At 71.7% G+C, this 19,975-nt stretch carries 3 protein-coding genes and 1 pseudogene; 3 read left to right on the top strand and 1 reads right to left on the bottom strand.

Annotation, left to right across the window (positions count from 1 at the left end):
• Positions 1–13: 13 nt before the first annotated feature.
• On the bottom strand, positions 14–11,797 hold the full coding sequence (locus ACN265_RS22130) for an SDR family NAD(P)-dependent oxidoreductase (RefSeq protein WP_421409259.1): 11,784 nt from the start codon (positions 11,795–11,797) through the stop codon (positions 14–16).
• 184 nt (positions 11,798–11,981) lie between these two features.
• Between ACN265_RS22130 and ACN265_RS22135 the strand changes: the two genes are divergently transcribed.
• From ACN265_RS22135 to ACN265_RS22145, 3 genes and pseudogenes are all read left to right on the top strand, one after another.
• A complete protein-coding gene (locus ACN265_RS22135) occupies positions 11,982–13,187 on the top strand; it encodes a cytochrome P450 (RefSeq protein WP_204928633.1) in 1,206 nt (401 codons plus the stop codon).
• Positions 13,184–13,393 carry a ferredoxin gene (locus ACN265_RS22140; protein ID WP_307826481.1) on the top strand — a complete coding sequence of 70 codons (210 nt, stop codon included), beginning with the start codon at positions 13,184–13,186 and terminating at the stop codon, positions 13,391–13,393. Before ACN265_RS22135 ends, ACN265_RS22140 begins: the two co-directional genes overlap by 4 nt.
• Positions 13,394–13,525: 132 nt before the next feature.
• Positions 13,526–19,972, top strand: a pseudogene (locus ACN265_RS22145) (SDR family NAD(P)-dependent oxidoreductase); the annotation flags it as partial.
• Positions 19,973–19,975 lie beyond the last annotated feature (3 nt).

The raw sequence follows: 19,975 nt of genomic DNA on the forward strand, positions 1-19,975 counted from the left end.
GGCCGGTGGCCGCTCACTGCGGCACCGTGCCGAACTCCTGGTCGATCAGGTCGAAGATCTCGGCCACCGACGCGGACTCGATGAGCGCGTTGGCGTCGGTGCCGGCCTGCCGGTCCGTCGGGGCGGCCTTCCAGTCGGCGAGCATGCTCTCCAGCCGCGAGGCGACCAGCCGGCGCAGGCCACGGTCGGAGGAGGCCGCCGCCATGGCGGCGGACAGCCGGTCGAGTTCGGCGAGGACCGGCCCCTCGGCGTCGGCCGGCGCGGCGGTCTCCCGGATGAAGTCGGCGAGCGAGGTGGGCCGGGGGTGGTCGAAGACCATCGTGGCCGGCAGTTGCAGACCGGTCGCTGCGCTGAGCCGGTTGCGCAGCTCCACCGCGGACAGGGACTCGAAGCCGAGTTCCTTGAACGACAGGTCGTCGTCCACGCGCGCCACCCGGTCACCACCGAGGACGGCGACGACGTTCCTGCGCACCAGATCCAGCACGATCTTCTGCTGCTCACCGACCGGCAGCCCGGCGAGCCGGGTGACCAGCGGCTGCGACGGCTGCTGGCCACCGCCGGGACGGCGGGCCGTGCGGGCCAGCCCGTACAGCCGGGGCGGCACGTTGTCGGTCTCGGTGCGGGCGCTCAGGCCGGCGATGTCGAAGCGGGCGGTGACCAGCACCGCCGGTCCGGCCGCCAGCGCGTCGTCGAAGAGGGCGAGCCCCTCGTCGAGTGACAGCGGCAGCAGGCCGCCCCGGCTGACCCGGTCCAGCGCCGCCCGGTCGAGTTTCGCCGCCGCGCCGGCCCCGGTGCCGTCGGTGTCTCCCCACAGGCCCCAGACCAGGGAGGTGCCGACCAGGCCGGCGGCGCGGCGGTGTTCGGCGAGCGCGTCGAGGGCGACGTTCGCCGCCGCGTAGTTGCCCTGGCCGAGGTTGCCGAGTTGACCCGCCACCGAGGAGAACAGCACGAACGCGGCCAGGTCGGCGTCCGCGGTCAACTCGTGCAGGTGCAGGGCGGCCTGCGCCTTCGGCTGCCAGACGGCGTCGAGGCGTTGCGGGGTGAGGCTGGGCAGCACCCCGTCGTCGATGACGCCGGCGGCGTGCACGACCGCGGTGAGCGGATGGGCGGCCGGCACGGTGGCGAGCGCCGCGGCCACGGATTCCCGTTCCCCGACGTCACAGGCGACCAACCGGGCCGTCGCCCCCAGCGCGCTGAGGTCGGCGAGCAGTTCCTCGGCGCCCGGCGCGTCCGCGCCGCGCCGGCTCAGCAACAGCAGGTGCCGCACGCCGTACGTCGTGACCAGGTGCCGGGCGACGAGAGCGCCGAGCGCCCCGGTGGCCCCCGTGATCAGGACGGTGCCGTCCGGGTCGAGCCTCGGCGGTGTGGCGGGTTCCTCCGACCGGCGTACCACCATCCGGGGCACCAGACCGACGCCGTGCCGCAGCGCGATCTCCGGCTCGCCGGTGGCCAGCGCGCCGGGCAGGGCGGTGCCCGAGTCCGCGTCGACGTCGATGTGCACCACCGCGCCGGGGTTCTCCGCCCGTGCGGTGCGCAGCAGGCCGGCGACCGGTGCCACGGCCAGGTCGACGTCGGCGTCGCCGGGCAGCGGCAGCGCGCCGCTGGTGACCACGACGAGTTTCGACTGTGCCAGCTCACCGCAGGCGAGCCAGCCCTGCACCAGGTCGAGCACCCGTCGGGTGGGCAGCCCGGTGCCGGCCGGGTCGGGCCCGGCACCGGGTGCCGACCCGGTGCAGGAGACCAGCACGGTGGACGGGGCCGGCCGGCCGTCGACGACCGCCGCCCGCAGCGACTCGATGTCCGGGTAGTCCACCGGGTCGACGCCCGGCAGCTCGCGCAGGTGGTGCCCGTCCGCGCCGACGAGGACCCGGTCCTGCGTGGGGTCCGCCACGGCGGGGATCTCGACCGGACTCCAGCGGATCTCGTGGAGCGGCAGCCGGTCGGTGCGCAGCGCGGCGAGCCGGGCCGGGTCGATCTCGCGGAGGGTCAGCGCGCGCACCGACCCGATCGGGACGCCGGTGTCGTCGGCCATGTCCATCCGGACGGTCTCGCCGCCGGAGGCGTCCCACCGCACCCGCAGCCGGGTGGGCGTCACGTCGGTGGCCGTCACCCCCTGCCAGGAGAACGGTATCCGCAGCGGCAACGGGCCGTCGGTGTCGGCGAGGGCGAGCGCGAGCAGGGGGTGCAGGGCCGCGTCGAGCAGCGCGGGGTGCAGCCGGTGGCCGGCGGGGTCGGTGCCCTCCGGCAGGGTGATCTCGGCATAGCAGTGCTCCGGGTCCCGCCACAGCCCGGTCAGGCCCCGGAAGGCGGTGCCGTAGCCGTAGCCGTGCTCGGCGAGCCGGTCGTACAGGCCGGTGAGGTCGACGGGTACGGCGTCGACCGGCGGCCAGTTGGCCGGGGTGGTGCCGGCGGGGTCGGCGACCGGGGTGAGCACACCGCTGGCGTGCAGGACCCAGTCCTGACCGGAGTCGGTGTCGGCCGACCGGCCGTGGATCGTCACCCGGCGTCGGCCGGTGTCGTCCGGGCCGGACGCGACGACCTGGAGGTCCACGACGCCGTGCGCGGGCAGCGCGAGCGGCGCGTGCAGGGTCAGGTCGTCGACCATGGCGAGTCCGGCGTGCGCGGCGCAGTGCAGGGCAAGGTCGACGAAGGCCGCGCCGGGCAGCAGGACGGTGCCGCCGACCAGGTGGTCGGCGAGCCACGGGTGGGTGGTGAGGGAGAAGCGGCCGGTGTAGAGGGTCCCGGCGTCGCCGGCCAGCTCGACCGCGGCACCGAGCATCGGGTGGCCGGCCTGGTCCAGCCCGGCGGCACTCAGGTCGCCGGTGTTGCGGGGTGCCTCCAACCAGTACCGCTCCCCCTGGAACGCATACGTCGGCACCTCCACCAACCGACCCGCACCCACCACCCCACGCCAATCAACCCCCACCCCCGACACAAACGCCTCACCCAACGACAACAACACCCGACCCACACCACCCTCACCCCGACGCAACGTCGGCACCACCACACCACCCGAACCCAACACCTCCAACGACTCCCGCAAACCCACCGACAACACCGGATGCGGAGAACACTCCACAAACCGCGAAAACCCATCACCCACCAACACCCCCACCACCTCCTCAAACCGCACCGCCGACCGCAAATTCTCAAACCAATAACCACCCCCCAACTCCACACCCGACACCACACCACCCCGCACCGACGAATACACCACCACATCCCCCACCCCACCAACCACATCCCCCACCAAACCCAACAACTCCTCCCGCACCACATCCACCACCGGATGATGCGACGCATAATCCACCGGCACCCACCGACACCACACCCCCACCCCCTCCAACAACCCCACCAAATCACCCAACAAACCCACCGGACCCGCCACCACACACGACCCCGGCCCATTCACCACACCCACAACCAGGTCACCACCAAAACCCACCAACCACGACTCCACCTCCCCCACCGACAACCCCACCGACACCATCCCCCCCAACCCCGCCAACCGCTCCCCCACCAACCGCGAACGACCCACCACCACCCGCAACGCATCCTCCAACGACAACACCCCCGCCACACACGCCGCCGCCACCTCACCCTGCGAATGACCCACCACCGCATCCGGCACCACACCCGCAGCCCGCCACACCTCCGCCAAACACACCATCAACACAAACAACGCCGGCTGCACCACATCAACCCGCCCCAACCACTCCTCCCCACCCTCCAACAACACCCCACGAACATCCCAATCCACCAACCCACCCAACACCCCAACACACTCCTCAAACCGCCCCCGAAAAACAGCATCACACCCCCACAACTCCCGACCCATACCCCACCACTGCGACCCCTGACCCGGAAACACAAACACCGTCCCACCCGACACCACCCCACCCGACACCACACCCGAACAAACCGACGACACCACCCCCGACGAAACAACCGAAGAAACCGACGACGAAACAGCCGAGGAAACCGACGGCGGAACATAATCCGAACCCGAACCCAACGCCGTCAAACCCGCCACCAACTCCGCCCGCGAACCACCCACCACCACCGCACGATGACCAAAAACCGCACGACCCGCCAACGTCCACGCCACATCCGACAACGACACCCCACCACCACCCACAAACCCCGCCAACCGCAACGCCTGCGCCCGCAACGACCCCACCGACCGCGCCGACAACACCAACGACACCGGACCATCCGGCTCACCGCCATCGGGAACCACCGCCGTCGCCGGCTCCGGCACCCCCTCCAGGACCACGTGTGCGTTCGTCCCGCTCATACCGAACGAGGAGACCGCCGACCGGCGGGGACGTTCGCCGTCCCACGGCCGTGCCTCGGTGAGCAGCTCCACCGCGCCGGACGACCAGTCCACATGCGTCGTCGGCTCGCCCACGTGCAACGTCTTCGGCATCACCCCGGCGCGCATCGCCAGCACCATCTTGATCACGCCGGCCACTCCGGCGGCGGCGAGGGTGTGGCCGATGTTCGACTTCAGCGAGCCGAGGTACAGCGGACGATCCGCCGAGTGCTCCCGACCGTACGTCGCCAACAACGCCTGCGCCTCGATCGGATCACCCAACCGCGTCCCCGTACCATGCGCCTCCACCACATCCACATCACCCGCCGACAAACCACCACTCGCCAACGCCTGACGAATCACCCGCTCCTGCGACGGACCATGCGGCGCCGTCAACCCATTCGACGCACCATCCTGATTAACCGCACTACCCCGCACCACCGCCAACACGGGGTGCCCGTGACGCCGCGCATCCGACAACCGCTCCAAAATGATCACGCCGACGCCCTCACCCCAGCCCGTACCGTCGGCAGAGGACGAGAACGCCTTGCAGCGGCCGTCGGGGGACAGCGCCCGCTGCCGGCTGAACTCGACGAAGTTGACCGGCCCGGCCATCACGGTGGCGCCGCCGACCAGGGCGAGCGAGCACTCGCCCGAGCGCAGCGAGCCGGCGGCGAGGTGCAGCGCGACCAGCGACGACGAGCAGGCGGTGTCCACCGTGATCGCCGGCCCCTCCAGGCCGAGCGTGTACGCGATGCGGCCGGACGCGACGCTCGTGGTGGTGCCGGTGGAGACGTGTCCCTCGACGCTGGCCGGGGTGTGGCCCAGCCGGGTGACGTAGTCGCTGGTGATGACGCCGACGAAGACGCCGGTGTCGCTGCCGCGCAGGTCCGCGGGGTCCATGCCGGCCGCCTCGATGGCCTCCCACGAGGTCTCCAGCAGCAACCGCTGCTGCGGGTCCATGGCCGCCGCCTCACGGGGGCTGATCTCGAAGAAGTCCGCGTCGAACGTGTCGGCGTCGAGGAGGAACCCGCCCTGCCGGGTGTAGGTCCGGCCGACGGCGGCCGGGTCGGGGTCGAAGAGGTCGTCCACGTTCCAGCCCCGGTCGGTGGGGAAGTCGCCGACGGTGTCGACGCCGTCGGCGACCACCCGCCACAGGTGTTCCGGGCTGGTGACGCCGCCGGGGAACCGGCAGGACATGGCGACGATGGCGACCGGGTCGTCGGCGACCGCGACGGCGGTACGGATCGTCGGCGACGCCGGTGCCGCGCCGTCCGGTCCGGCGACGACGGTGCGCAGGTGCTCCACCAGCGCGGCCGGGGTGGGGTGGTCGAAGACCGCGGTCGCGGCGAGCGGGACGCCGGTCGCCGCGACCAACCGGTTGCGCAGCTCGACGGCCGTCAGCGAGTCCACACCCAGCTCCCGGAAGGGCCGCTGCGGGTCGACCGGTTCGCCGTCGGTGCGACCGAGGACCACGTCCACCTCGGCGCGTACCAGGTCGGTGAGGAAGGCGGTCTGCTCCTGGGCGCTCTGCCCGGCCAGCCGTCGGGCGAGTTCACCGGTGCCGCCGGCACCCGTGGCGGCCCGCCGCCGCGCCGGGCGGACCAGCCGGCTGAGCATCGGCGGTACGGCGTCCCGGGCGGTGAACGCGTTCAGGTTCAGCCGTACCGGCAGGACCGTGGGGCGGTCCGCGTCGAGCACGGCGTCGAGGGCGGCGAGCCCCTGGTGCACGTCGATCGGCAGTACGCCGGCCGCCGCGATCCGGTCGAGTTCGGCCCGGCCGAGACCGCCGGCCATCCCGTCGGTGGTGTCCCAGAGTCCCCATCCGATGGCGGTGGCGCGCAGGCCGCTGCGGTGGCGTTGGTGGGCGAGGGCGTCCTGGAAGGCGTTGGCCGCGCCGTAGTTGGCCTGACCCGGGTTCCCGAAGGTCGCCGCGGCGCTGCTGTAGGTGACGAGGGTGACGTCGGGGTGGTGTTGGAGTGCGGTGTGGAGGGTGTGGGTGGTGTCGATTTTGGCGGTGAGGGTGGTGTGGAGGGTGTGGGGGGTTTGGGTGGTGAGGGGGGTGTCGTGGAGGGTGCCGGCGGTGTGGATGACGGTGGTGAGGGGGTGGGTGGTGGGGATGGTGGTGAGGAGTTGGTGGAGTTGGTGGGGTTGGGTGGGGTCGTATTGGGCGGTGGTGGTGGTTGTTCCGTGGGTGTGGAGTTCGGTGGTGAGGGGGGTGAGGGTGTCGGGGTTTCCTCGGGTGGTGAGGAGGAGGTGGTGGTGGGGGTGGGTGGTGGCGAGGTGTCGTGCGGTGTGGGTGGCGAGGGCGCCGGTGGCGCCGGTGATGAGGATGGTGCCCCGGGTGGGCTTCGGCACGGGCACCGTGACGGCCAGCTTGCCGGTGTGCCGGCCCAGGCTGAGGTGACGCAGCACGTCGGGAAGCTCACTGGCGGGCCAGACGGCCACCGGGAGGGCGGGTAGGGCGTTGGTGGTGATGAGGTGGGTGAGGGTGGTGAGGAGTTGGTGGATGCGGGTGGGTCCGGCGTCGAGGAGGTCGTAGGGCTGGTAGGTGAGGTGGGGGTGGGTGGTGGTGATGGTGTGGGGGTCGCGGATGTCGGTCTTGCCGATCTCCAGGAAGGTGCCCCCCTCGGCCAGCAGCGCCAGACCCGCGTCGACGTGCGCCTGGGTGAGGCTGTTGAGGACGACGTCGACCCCCTGCGGGGCCACCGCCGCGATCCCCTCCCGGTACGCGGTGGTGCGGGAGTCGTGGATGTGGGAGTCCGGCACGCCGAGCGCGCTGAGGGTGGGCTGCTTGGGCGCGCTCGCGGTGGTGTGCACGGTGGCCCCGAGGTGCCGGGCGTAGTGCAGGGCGGCCATCCCGACCCCGCCGGTCGCGGTGTGGATCAGGACGGACTGCCCCGCCCGCAGGCCGGCGAGGTCGCCGAGGCCGTACATGGCGGTCAGGTAGGCGATCGGCAGCACCGCGGCCTGGCTGTCGCTGAGGTGGTCGGGGGTCCGGGTGAGCAGGCGATGGTCGCAGACCGCGAGCGGGCCGGTGCCCTCGGAGAAGAGACCCATCACCCGGTCGCCCGGGTCGAGTCCGGTCACGCCGGGACCGGTCTCCACGACCACGCCCGCGCCCTCGCTGCCCAGCGGCGCCTCACCGGGGTAGCTGCCCAGCGCGATGAGCACGTCGCGGAAGTTCAGGCCGGTGGCGTGGGTGCGTACCCGCACCTCGCCGTCGCGTAGCGGGCGCAGCGCCTCGGGTGCCGGGACCATGGCGACGTTGGCCAGGGTGCCGGCGGAGGTGGTGCCGAACCGCCAGTTCTCAGCCGGCGGCACCAGCCGCGCCGGGTCGTCGGCGCAGCGGACCAGCCGGTCGACGTACGCCCCGCCGAAGCGCACCGCGAGGTGCGGCTCGGCCGTGGCCAGCGCGGCGGCCAGCACCGACGTGTCGGTCGGGCGTCCGTCCAGGTCGAGCAGCACGAACCGGTCGGGGTGTTCGGCCTGCGCCGAGCGGGTGAGGCCCCAGCAGGCGGCGGCGGCCAGGTCGGCGATCTGGTCGGCGAGGTGCGCGGCGACCCCACCCTCGGTGGTGATCACCAGCCGGGTGCCGGTCAGCCGCTCCTCGGCGAGCCACTGCTGGAGGCGGTGCAGCAGCGCCTCGGTCAGCTCGTGTGCGGCGGCGACCGGGTCGTCGGTGGTGGCGGCCGTGGCGTCGGCGGGCGTCTCGTCCGGGCAGGGGGTCCGGCAGGTCAGGAAGACCACCTCGGGCAGCTCACCGGCGAGCAGGGCGGCGAGGTCCGGCACCTGGCGCAGACCGGGCAGCGCGCCGCGCAGCGCCGGACCGGGCGTGCCGAGGACGGCCCAGTCAACCGGTTCGGCCGGCGGCGTGGCGTCCACGCGCAGCTCCTGCCAGTCGAGGCGGTGCAGCAGCTCGGTGCCGGGCGCGGCGACGACGGGCAGCGTGGCGGGGTCCAGCGCGCGCAGGTCGAGGCGGTCGACGGAGAGCACGGGGTGCCCGTCCGGGTCCTCCAGCAGCACCTGGTACGCGTCCTCGCCGATCGCGGTCAGCCGGGCCCGGACCGACGTGGCCAGGGTGGCGTGCACGGCGACGCCGGAGAAGCTGTACGGCACGCGCGGCGCGGCGTCGGGGTGCTCGGCGGCGACGGCGATCAGCGCGTGCAGGGCCGCGTCGGCGAGCGCCGGGTGCACCGCGTAACCCTCCGGGCGCAGGTCGTCGGGCAGCTCGACCTCGGCGTAGACGTCGGGGCCGGCGCGCCAGGCACGGCGCAGGTTCTGGAAGGCGGGCCCGTACTGGTAGCCCCTCGCGGCGAGCAGCGGGTAGAGCGCGTCGACGTCGACCGGTTCGCCGGCCGGGGGCCAGGCGCCGATCTCCGCCGGGACGGTGGGTTCCTCGGGGTTGATGGTGGCGGTGGCGTGGGTGGTCCAGGTGGTGGTGGTGCGGGTGTGGATGGTGAGGGTTTGGTGGCCGGTGGGGGTGGGGGTGGTGAGGTGGAGGTGGAGGTGGGTGGGGGTGTGGGGGTGGAGGGTGATGGGGGTGTGGAGGGTGAGGTCGGTGGTGGTGGGGGTGTGGGGGTTGGTGGTGTGGAGGGTGAGGTCGAGTAGGGCGGTGGCGGGGAGGATGGTGGTGTTGTTGATGGTGTGGTGGTGGAGCCAGGGGTGGGTGGTGGTGGTGAGGGTGCCGGTGTGGTGGGTGGTGTGGTCGGGGGTGGTGATGGTGGTGGTGAGGAGGGGGTGGGGGTGGGTGGTGTGGGTGTGGGGTTGGGGGTGGAGCCAGTAGTGGTGGTGTTGGAAGGCGTGGGTGGGGAGGGTGGTGTGGGTGGGGGTGGGGTGGGTGGTGGGGGTGGGTGGGGTGGTGTGGGTGGTGTGGTGGGTGGCGATGGCGGTGGTGAGGGTGTGGTGTTCGGGGTGTTTGGGGTGGAGGGTTGGGGTGAAGGTGTGGCCGGTGGTGTGGGTGTGGGGTGCGGTGGTGGTGAGGGTGGTGTCGGGGCCGAGTTCGATGTGGTGGGTGGGGGTGGTGGTGAGGTGGGTGAGGGCGTGGTGGTAGCGGACGGGTTGGCGGATGTGTTGGGTCCAGTATTCGGGGGTGGTGATGTGGTGGGGGTCGGCGGGTTGGCCGGTGAGGGTGGAGAGGATGGGGGTGTGGGGTTGGTGGTAGGTGAGGGTGGTGGCGGTGGTGTGGAAGGCGTCGAGGATGGGGTCCATGTGGTGGGAGTGGAAGGCGTGGCTGACGTTGAGGCGGGTGGTTTTGTGGTGGTGGGTGTTGAGTTGGTGGGTGAGGTGTTCGATGGCGTCGTGGTCGCCGGAGATGACGAGGTGGTGGGGGCTGTTGATGGCGGCGATGGTGAGTTGGTGGGGGTATTGGGTGAGCCATTGGGTGGCTTGGGTTTCGGTGAGGTTGGTGGCGAGCATGGCGCCGCCGGGGGTGGCGTTTTGCATGTGGTGGCCGCGGGCGGCGACGAGGGTGCAGGCGTCGGGGAGGGTGAGGATGCCGGCGGCGTGGGCGGCGGCGATTTCGCCGACGGAGTGGCCGATGAGGTAGTCGGGGTGGATGTTGTGGTGGGTGAGGAGGGCGTGGAGGGCGGTTTGGAGGGCGAAGAGTGCGGGTTGGGCGTAGCGGGTTTGGTGGAGTGCGGGGTGGTTGGTGAAGACGAGGTCGTGCAGGGGGATGTCGAGGTGGGGGTTGAGGTGGGTGGCGCAGGTGTCGAAGGTTTCGGCGAAGGCGGGGTGTCGGGTGTGGAGTTCGGCGCCCATGTGGGGGCGTTGGGAGCCTTGGCCGGTGAATTGGAAGAGGGTTTTGGTGGTGGTGGCGTGGCCGGTGGCGGTGCCGGGGTGGGGGGTGTTGGTGGTGATGGCGTGTAGGCCGGTGAGGAGGTCGTGGAGGGTGTGGCCGGTGATGGTGGCGCGGTGGGGGTGACGGGTGCGGGTGGTGGCGAGGGCGTGGCTGATGTGGTGGGGGGGTTGGGGGTGGTGGGTGAGGTGGTCGTGCAGGCGTTGGGCCTGGTCGTGGAGGGCGTCGGGGGTGTGGGCGGTGACGGTCCAGGTCAGGAGGGTGTCGGTGGGGGTGGGTTCGTCGGGGGTGGTGGGTTGGGGTTCGGGTTGTTCGAGGATGAGGTGGGCGTTGGTGCCGCTGATGCCGAAGGAGGAGATGGCGGCGCGGCGGGGGCGGTCGTGGTGGGGCCAGGGTTGGGTGGTGGTGAGGAGGGCGACGTTGCCGGTGGTCCAGTCGACGTGGGGGGTGGGTTCGTCGATGTGGAGGGTGGCGGGTAGGAGGCCGTGGTGCATGGCGTGGGTCATTTTGATGACGCTGGCGATGCCGGCGGCGGCTTGGGTGTGGCCGATGTTGGATTTGATGGAGCCGAGCCAGAGGGGGGTGTCGGGGTGGTGTTCCTGGCCGTAGGTGGCCAGGAGGGCGTGGGCTTCGATGGGGTCGCCGAGGGTGGTGCCGGTGCCGTGGGCGTCGACGGCGTCGATGTCGGCGGCGGTGAGGCGGGCGTTGGTCAGGGCGGCGCGGATGACGCGTTCCTGGGCGGGTCCGTTGGGTGCGGTCAGGCCGTTGGACGCGCCGTCCTGGTTGACCGCGCTGCCCCGGATGACCGCGAGGACGCGCCGGCCGGCCCGACGGGCGTCGGACAACCGCTGCACCACCACCACACCCACACCCTCGGCGAAGCCGGTCCCGTCGGCTCCGGCGGCGAAGGCACGGCAGCGGCCGTCGCGGGACAGCCCGCGCTGCCGGCTGAACTCGATGAACAACCGCGGCGCGGACATCACCGTCACGCCACCGGCCAGCGCCATCGAGCACTCCCCCCGGCGCAGGGACTGGACCGCCAGGTGCAACGCGACCAGGGACGACGAGCAGGCGGTGTCCACCGACAGCGCCGGCCCCTCCAGGCCCAGCGTGTAGGAGATCCGGCCCGAGGCCACGCTGGTCAGCACGCCGGAGCCGACGTACCCCTCGGCCTCGGCCGGCACGGCACGGACGTCCGGCGCGTAGTCCTGCGGAATCGCGCCGACGAAGACGCCGGTGTCGGTGCCCCGCAACGCGTCCGGCGCGATACCCGCCCGCTCCACCGCCTCCCACGACGTCTCCAACAACAACCGCTGCTGCGGATCCATCGCCAACGCCTCACGCGGCGAGATCCCGAAGAACTCCGCGTCGAACCCACCCGCCTCGTGCAGGAAACCACCCTGCCGCGTGTACGACCGACCCACCGCGTCCGGATCCGGATCGTAGAGACCCTCCAGGTCCCACCCCCGACCCTCCGGAAACCCACCCACCGCGTCCCGACCCTCGACCACCAGGTCCCACAACTGCTCCGGCGAGACCACCCCACCCGGAAAACGACACGCCATACCCACGATCGCGATCGGCTCCCGATCGGCGCCCTCCACCTCCGCCAGCCGGCGTCGGGTCTGCTGCAGGTCGGTGGTGACCCGCTTGAGGTACTCACGGAGCTTGTCTTCGTTCGCCATCGCGGGCCATCCCCCTGGGGGTAGCGGGCCTGAGGAGAGCAGACCCATCGGACTGCACAGGACTGTCCGCGTGCCTACTTAGATCGCCCTATCAGGGCTCTAAATCGCCTGTTGGGAGCCGGGAAACCGGGGCCTGACGGGCCCGGGTAAGGGCGAATTTAGAACCCGTCCCTAGGTTCCCGGCATGACCGAAGACGGCGTTCCGGGCGCACCGGCATTCCCCATGCCCCGTACCTGCCCGTTCTCCCCACCACGCGAGTACGCCGAGCTGCGGGCCGCACGGCCGTTGTCCCGGGTGACCCTCCAGGACGGCAACACGGCGTGGCTGGCCACCAGCCACGAGTACGTCCGTACGCTGCTCGGCCACCCCGCCACCAGCGCCAACCGGGCCCACCCCGGCTTCCCGGCGACCGTCGCCAACGTGCAGGCCTTCGCGCAGAAGGGATTCCTGCTCTCGATGGACCAGCCGGAGCACTCGCTGCACCGGCGGATGGTGGCCGCCGAGTTCACCGTGCACCGGATCCGGCAGCTGCGGCCCCGCATCCAGCAGATCGTCGACGACCGGATCGACGCGCTACTGGCGATCGAGACCCGTCCGGTGGACCTGGTACGGGAGCTGGCCCTGCCGGTCCCGTCCCTGGTGATCTGCGAACTGCTCGGTGTCCCCTACGGGTCCCGCGACGTCTTCCAAGGGCACACCGAGGTACTGCTGGCCCGCTCCAGCAGCCCGCAGCAGCGGCAGGAGTCGTTCGGCGCGCTGCGCGCCTTCCTCGGCGACCTGGTCACCAGCAAGGACGGCGACCCGGACGACGACCTGCTGGGTCGCCTGTCGGTGAAGTACCGGGCGGCGGACTGCTACGACCACGAACTGCTCACCGGGTTCGCGATGCTGCTGCTGCTCGCCGGTCACGAGACCACCGCGAGCATGATCTCCCTCGGTCTGCTCGCGCTGCTGCGGGACGAGCGGCTCGCGACGCAGCTGACCGACGATCCCACCCTGACCCCGAACGCCGTCGAGGAGCTGCTGCGCTACTTCAGCATCGTCGACTACCCCACCGCCCGGGTCGCCCTGGCCGACATCGACCTGGGTGCGGACCGGGTGCGCGCCGGTGAGGGCTTCGTCGCCTCCGCCGCCGCCGCCAACCACGACGGCGACGTCTTCGCCGATCCGGCCACCATCGACTTCCGGCGCGGCGTCCGTGGCCACGTCGCCTTCGGCTACGGCGTGCACCAGTGCCTCGGGCAGAACCTGGCCCGCGCCGAACTCGAGATCGTCTACGACACGGTGCTCGCCCGGCTGCCCGCCATGAAGCTGCTGACCTCCCCCGAGGAGCAGCCGTTCAAGGAGGCCACCGTGTACGGCCTGCACTCCCTGGAGGTGACCTGGTGAGTTCCCTGCGCCTGAGCGTCGACGACGAGCAGTGCTGCTGCTCGGGTCAGTGTGTGCTCGCCGCCCCCGACCTGTTCGACCAGCGCGAGGAGGACGGCATCGCCGTGGTGCTGGTCGCCGAGCCGACCGCGGACCGGTACGAGGAGGCCCGGACCGCCGCCCGGCACTGCCCGAGCAACGCCATCTCCGTGCACGAGCGGGACTGACGTCCTGCCCCTTCGCTCGACAGCCCGCCCACCGGGCGCGTGGGCCGGGTTCCCACATTCCTGGCACCCGGAAAGGCCTGTCCCGTGTCGAACTCCGAAGACAAGTTCCGTGAGTACCTCAAGCGTGCCACCGTCGATCTGCGGCAGACCCGCGCCCGCCTCGCCGAGGTGGAGGAGCAGGACCGGGAGCCGATCGCGATCGTGGGTATGGCGTGTCGTTTTCCGGGTGGGGTGGTCTCGCCGGAGCAGTTGTGGGACCTGGTGGTCGAGGGTCGGGACGCGGTGGGTGGGTTTCCGGAGGGTCGGGGGTGGGACCTGGAGGGTCTCTACGATCCGGATCCGGACGCGGTGGGTCGGTCGTACACGCGGCAGGGTGGTTTCCTGCACGAGGCGGGTGGGTTCGACGCGGAGTTCTTCGGGATCTCGCCGCGTGAGGCGTTGGCGATGGATCCGCAGCAGCGGTTGTTGTTGGAGACGTCGTGGGAGGCGGTGGAGCGGGCGGGTATCGCGCCGGACGCGTTGCGGGGCACCGACACCGGCGTCTTCGTCGGGGTGATGTACAACGACTACGGCTCCCGGCTGCGTCCGGCGCCGAAGAGCTTCGAGGGCTACGTCGCCAACGGCAGCCTCGCGAGCCTCGCCTCGGGCCGAATCGCCTACACGCTCGGTCTGGAGGGGCCGGCGCTGTCGGTAGACACCGCCTGTTCGTCGTCGCTGGTCGCGTTGCACCTGGCCGCGCAGTCGCTGCGTAAGCGGGAGTGTTCGACGGCGCTCGTCGGCGGGGTCGCGGTGATGGCCACCCCGACCACCTTCGTGGAGTTCAGCCGCCAGCGTGGCCTGGCGCCCGACGGCCGGTGCAAGGCGTTCTCCTCGTCCGCGGACGGCACCGGTTGGGGCGAGGGTGTGGGTGTGGTGGTGGTGCAGCGGTTGTCCGACGCCCGCCGGGCCGGCCGGCGCGTCCTCGCGGTCATCCGGGGCAGCGCGGTCAACCAGGACGGCGCGTCCAACGGCCTGACCGCACCCAACGGACCCGCCCAGGAACGCGTCATCCGCGCCGCCCTGACCAACGCCCGCCTCACCGCCGCCGACATCGACGCCGTCGACGCCCACGGCACCGGCACCACCCTCGGCGACCCCATCGAAGCCCACGCCCTCCTGGCCACCTACGGCCAGGAACACCACCCCGACACCCCCCTCTGGCTCGGCTCCATCAAATCCAACATCGGCCACACCCAAGCCGCCGCCGGCATCGCCAGCGTCATCAAAATGACCCACGCCATGCACCACGGCCTCCTACCCGCCACCCTCCACATCGACGAACCCACCCCCCACGTCGACTGGACCACCGGCAACGTCGCCCTCCTCACCACCACCCAACCCTGGCCCCACCACGACCGCCCCCGCCGCGCCGCCATCTCCTCCTTCGGCATCAGCGGCACCAACGCCCACCTCATCCTCGAACAACCCGAACCCCAACCCACCACCCCCGACGAACCCACCCCCACCGACACCCTCCTGACCTGGACCGTCACCGCCCACACCCCCGACGCCCTCCACGACCAGGCCCAACGCCTGCACGACCACCTCACCCACCACCCCCAACCCCCCCACCACATCAGCCACGCCCTCGCCACCACCCGCACCCGTCACCCCCACCGCGCCACCATCACCGGCCACACCCTCCACGACCTCCTCACCGGCCTACACGCCATCACCACCAACACCCCCCACCCCGGCACCGCCACCGGCCACGCCACCACCACCAAAACCCTCTTCCAATTCACCGGCCAAGGCTCCCAACGCCCCCACATGGGCGCCGAACTCCACACCCGACACCCCGCCTTCGCCGAAACCTTCGACACCTGCGCCACCCACCTCAACCCCCACCTCGACATCCCCCTGCACGACCTCGTCTTCACCAACCACCCCGCACTCCACCAAACCCGCTACGCCCAACCCGCACTCTTCGCCCTCCAAACCGCCCTCCACGCCCTCCTCACCCACCACAACATCCACCCCGACTACCTCATCGGCCACTCCGTCGGCGAAATCGCCGCCGCCCACGCCGCCGGCATCCTCACCCTCCCCGACGCCTGCACCCTCGTCGCCGCCCGCGGCCACCACATGCAAAACGCCACCCCCGGCGGCGCCATGCTCGCCACCAACCTCACCGAAACCCAAGCCACCCAATGGCTCACCCAATACCCCCACCAACTCACCATCGCCGCCATCAACAGCCCCCACCACCTCGTCATCTCCGGCGACCACGACGCCATCGAACACCTCACCCACCAACTCAACACCCACCACCACAAAACCACCCGCCTCAACGTCAGCCACGCCTTCCACTCCCACCACATGGACCCCATCCTCGACGCCTTCCACACCACCGCCACCACCCTCACCTACCACCAACCCCACACCCCCATCCTCTCCACCCTCACCGGCCAACCCGCCGACCCCCACCACATCACCACCCCCGAATACTGGACCCAACACATCCGCCAACCCGTCCGCTACCACCACGCCCTCACCCACCTCACCACCACCCCCACCCACCACATCGAACTCGGCCCCGACACCACCCTCACCACCACCGCACCCCACACCCACACCACCGGCCACACCTTCACCCCAACCCTCCACCCCAAACACCCCGAACACCACACCCTCACCACCGCCATCGCCACCCACCACACCACCCACACCACCCCACCCACCCCCACCACCCACCCCACCCCCACCCACACCACCCTCCCCACCCACGCCTTCCAACACCACCACTACTGGCTCCACCCCCAACCCCACACCCACACCACCCACCCCCACCCCCTCCTCACCACCACCATCACCACCCCCGACCACACCACCCACCACACCGGCACCCTCACCACCACCACCCACCCCTGGCTCCACCACCACACCATCAACAACACCACCATCCTCCCCGCCACCGCCCTACTCGACCTCACCCTCCACACCACCAACCCCCACACCCCCACCACCACCGACCTCACCCTCCACACCCCCATCACCCTCCACCCCCACACCCCCACCCACCTCCACCTCCACCTCACCACCCCCACCCCCACCGGCCACCAAACCCTCACCATCCACACCCGCACCACCACCACCTGGACCACCCACGCCACCGCCACCATCAACCCCGAGCCGGCACCCGAGCCCGCGTCCCCGCCGGGCGCCTGGCCGCCACCGGGGGCACAGGCCGTCGACCTCTCCGGCCTGTACGCGCGGTTGACCGACCACGGCTACGCCTACGGCCCGACCTTCCGTAACCTGCGGGCACTCTGGCGGCACGGCGACGAGCTGTACGCGGAGGTCAGCCTCCCCGACGGGACCGAGGTCGACGGGCACGTCGTCCACCCGGCGTTGCTGGACGCGGCGCTGCACGCGCTGATCGCGACGCCGGCCGACCTCGACGGCCCGCTGCGGGTGCCGTTCTCCTGGGGCGGGGTGCGCGCGACCGGTCGCAGCGCCTCCGCCCTGCGGGTGCGGCTGACCCGGCTCTCCGAGCACGCGGTACGGCTGGTCGCCACCGACCTCGACGACGTCGAGGTGATCACCGTCGAGGAGTTGACCACCAGGCCGTTCACGGCCGACCGGTCGGCCGCCACGGAAGCCCCGGTCACACCGATGCGGGTCGAGTGGGTGCCGCAGGAGGCCGGCCCGACCGTGGAGCCGTCCGGCGTGCACGTGGTCGGTGTCGACCCGCTGGGGTTGGCCGACGCGCTCCGCGCGGCCGGCCGCGACGTCACCGTCCACCCCGACCTGGACGCGCTGGCGGCGGCGATCGCCGCCGGCACGGCGGTCCCGGCCGACACGATGGTGACCTGCGTGACCGACGGCGGGCCGGGGCCGGCGATCGACCGGGCCGCGCCGCGTCCGGCGGACGAGGTCGTCGCCCTCGCCCACGAGGTCGCCGAACGGGCCCTGGGGCTGGCGCAACGGTGGGTCGGCGAGCCCGTCTTCGGTGACCACCGGCTGGTGACGGTCACCCGGGGGGCGGTCGCCACCCGGACCGGGCCGGAGATCCAGGATCTACCGGCCTCCACGGTGTGGGGTCTGATCCGGTCGGCGCGTGCCGAGTTCCCCGACCGGTTCGCTCTGCTGGACCTGCCCGGTCCGGCCGACGCGACGCTGCCGGCGGCGGTGGACGGTCCGGAGCCGGAGGCGGCGGTCCGCGACGACACCACACTGGTCCCCCGGCTGGTTCCGGTCGCCGAGTCGGCGGCCGTGCTGCAGCCCCCGGACGGGGGTGGCAACTGGCGGCTGGACGTGACGAGCCGTGGCACGTTGGCGAACCTGGCGCTGGTGCCGTCGCCCGCGGGGGACCGCCCGTTGGCCGGCGGCGAGGTACGGGTCTCGATGCGCGCGGCCGGCCTGAACTTCCGGGACGTGATGATCGCGCTGGGGCTCTACCCGGGCGACGACGCGCAGATCGGTGGCGAGGGCGCCGGCGTCGTGACGGAGGTCGGTTCCGAGGTCACCGGGCTTTCGGTCGGCGACCGGGTGATGGGGCTGTTCCCCGAGGGCTGCGCCGGTCCGGTGGCGGTCTCCGACCACCGTCATCTGGTGCGGACCCCGGCCCGGCTCAGCGACGTCGAGGCGGCGGTCCTGCCGATCGTCTATCTGACCGCCATGTACGGTCTGACCGACCTGGCCGACCTGCGGGCCGGTCAGCGGCTCCTCCTGCACACCGCGACCGGCGGGGTCGGGATGGCCGCCCTGCACTACGCCCGGCACCTCGGGGCCACCGTGCACACCACCGCGAGCGCGCCCAAGCAGCCCACCCTCAGCGCGCTCGGCGTGCCGGACTCCCACATCCACGACTCCCGGACGACGGCGTACGGCGGGCGCATCCGGCAGACCGATCCCGCCGGTGTCGACGTCGTCCTGAACACGTTGACCCACGAGCACGTGGACACCAGCCTCGCGCTGCTGGCCGAGGGGGGCACCTTCCTGGAGATCGGCAAGACCGACATCCGCGACCCCCACACCGTCACCACCACCCACCCCCACCTCACCTACCAGCCCTACGACCTCCTCGACGCCGGACCCACCCGCATCCACCAACTCCTCACCACCCTCACCCACCTCATCACCACCAACGCCCTACCCGCCCTACCCGTCACCTGCTGGCCCGCCACCAACGCCCCCGACGCCCTACGGCACCTCAGCCAGGCCCGACACACCGGCAAGATCGCACTGACCATCCCCGCCCCCCGGCCGCAACGCGGCACCATCCTCATCACCGGCGCCACCGGCGCCCTCGCCACCCACACCGCACGACACCTCGCCACCACCCACCCCCACCACCACCTCCTCCTCACCACCCGAGGAAACCCCGACACCCTCACCCCCCTCACCACCGAACTCCACACCCACGGAACAACCACCACCACCGCCCAATACGACCCCACCCAACCCCACCAACTCCACCAACTCCTCACCACCATCCCCACCACCCACCCCCTCACCACCGTCATCCACACCGCCGGCACCCTCCACGACACCCCCCTCACCACCCAAACCCCCCACACCCTCCACACCACCCTCACCGCCAAAATCGACACCACCCACACCCTCCACACCGCACTCCAACACCACCCCGAGGTGAATCTCGTCGTCTTCGGCAGCGCCACCGGGACCCTCGGCAACGCCGGCCAGGCCAACTACGCCGCCGCCAACACGTTCCAGGACGCGTTGACGCACCACCGGCACACCATGGGGCTGGCCGGCACGACGATCGCGTGGGGCCTGTGGCACACCGAGTCGGGGATGGGGGCCGGCCTGCAGGAACAGGACCTGCAACGGCTCAGCCGGATCGGCGTACGACCGATGGACGTCGCCGACGGCCTGGCGGCGCTCGACGCGGCCGTCACCCTGGGCCAACCGGTGACCGTCGCGATGGGGCTGTACCTGCCCACCCTCACCGCGCGGGCCCGCGACGGGCTGCTCGCGCCGCTGTTCCGGGCGTTGACCGGGCCGGTCGGCGTGGACGCGTCGCCGCAGGACGCACCGGCGGCGGTCCGGCCGCTGCCCGAACGGCTCGCCGGGCTCACCGACGCCGACCGGCACGACCTGCTCCTGACCCTGGTCTGTGAGAACGCGGCGATCACCCTGGGGCACGCCGGGGCGGCGGGCATCGCCCCGGAGCGGCAGTTCCGGGACCTCGGCATCGACTCGCTCACGGCGGTGGAACTGCGTAACCGGCTCGCCACGGCGACCCAGCTGCGGCTCTCGGCCAGCCTGATCTTCGACCACCCGAGCCCGGCACAGCTGGCTCGGCACCTCGGCGACCGGCTGACACCGCAGGAGCGGGACCCGTTCGCGGTGCTGTTCGCCGAGTTGGACCGGTTGACCTCCGACCTGTCGGCGGCGGCACCGTCCGCCGCGGCGATGGGCCGGCTGTCCGGCCGGCTGGCCGGCTTCCTCGACCGGGTGGAGGAGCAGCGGTCCGCCCTGGTGGCGGACACCGGTGACGAGGTGACCGCGATCTCGACGGCGACCGACGACGAGATCTTCGACCTGATCGACAACGAACTCGGCATCGGCTGAAGG

Source organism: Micromonospora sp. WMMD730 (genome assembly GCF_049178955.1).
Taxonomy (GTDB): domain Bacteria; phylum Actinomycetota; class Actinomycetes; order Mycobacteriales; family Micromonosporaceae; genus Micromonospora; species Micromonospora wenchangensis.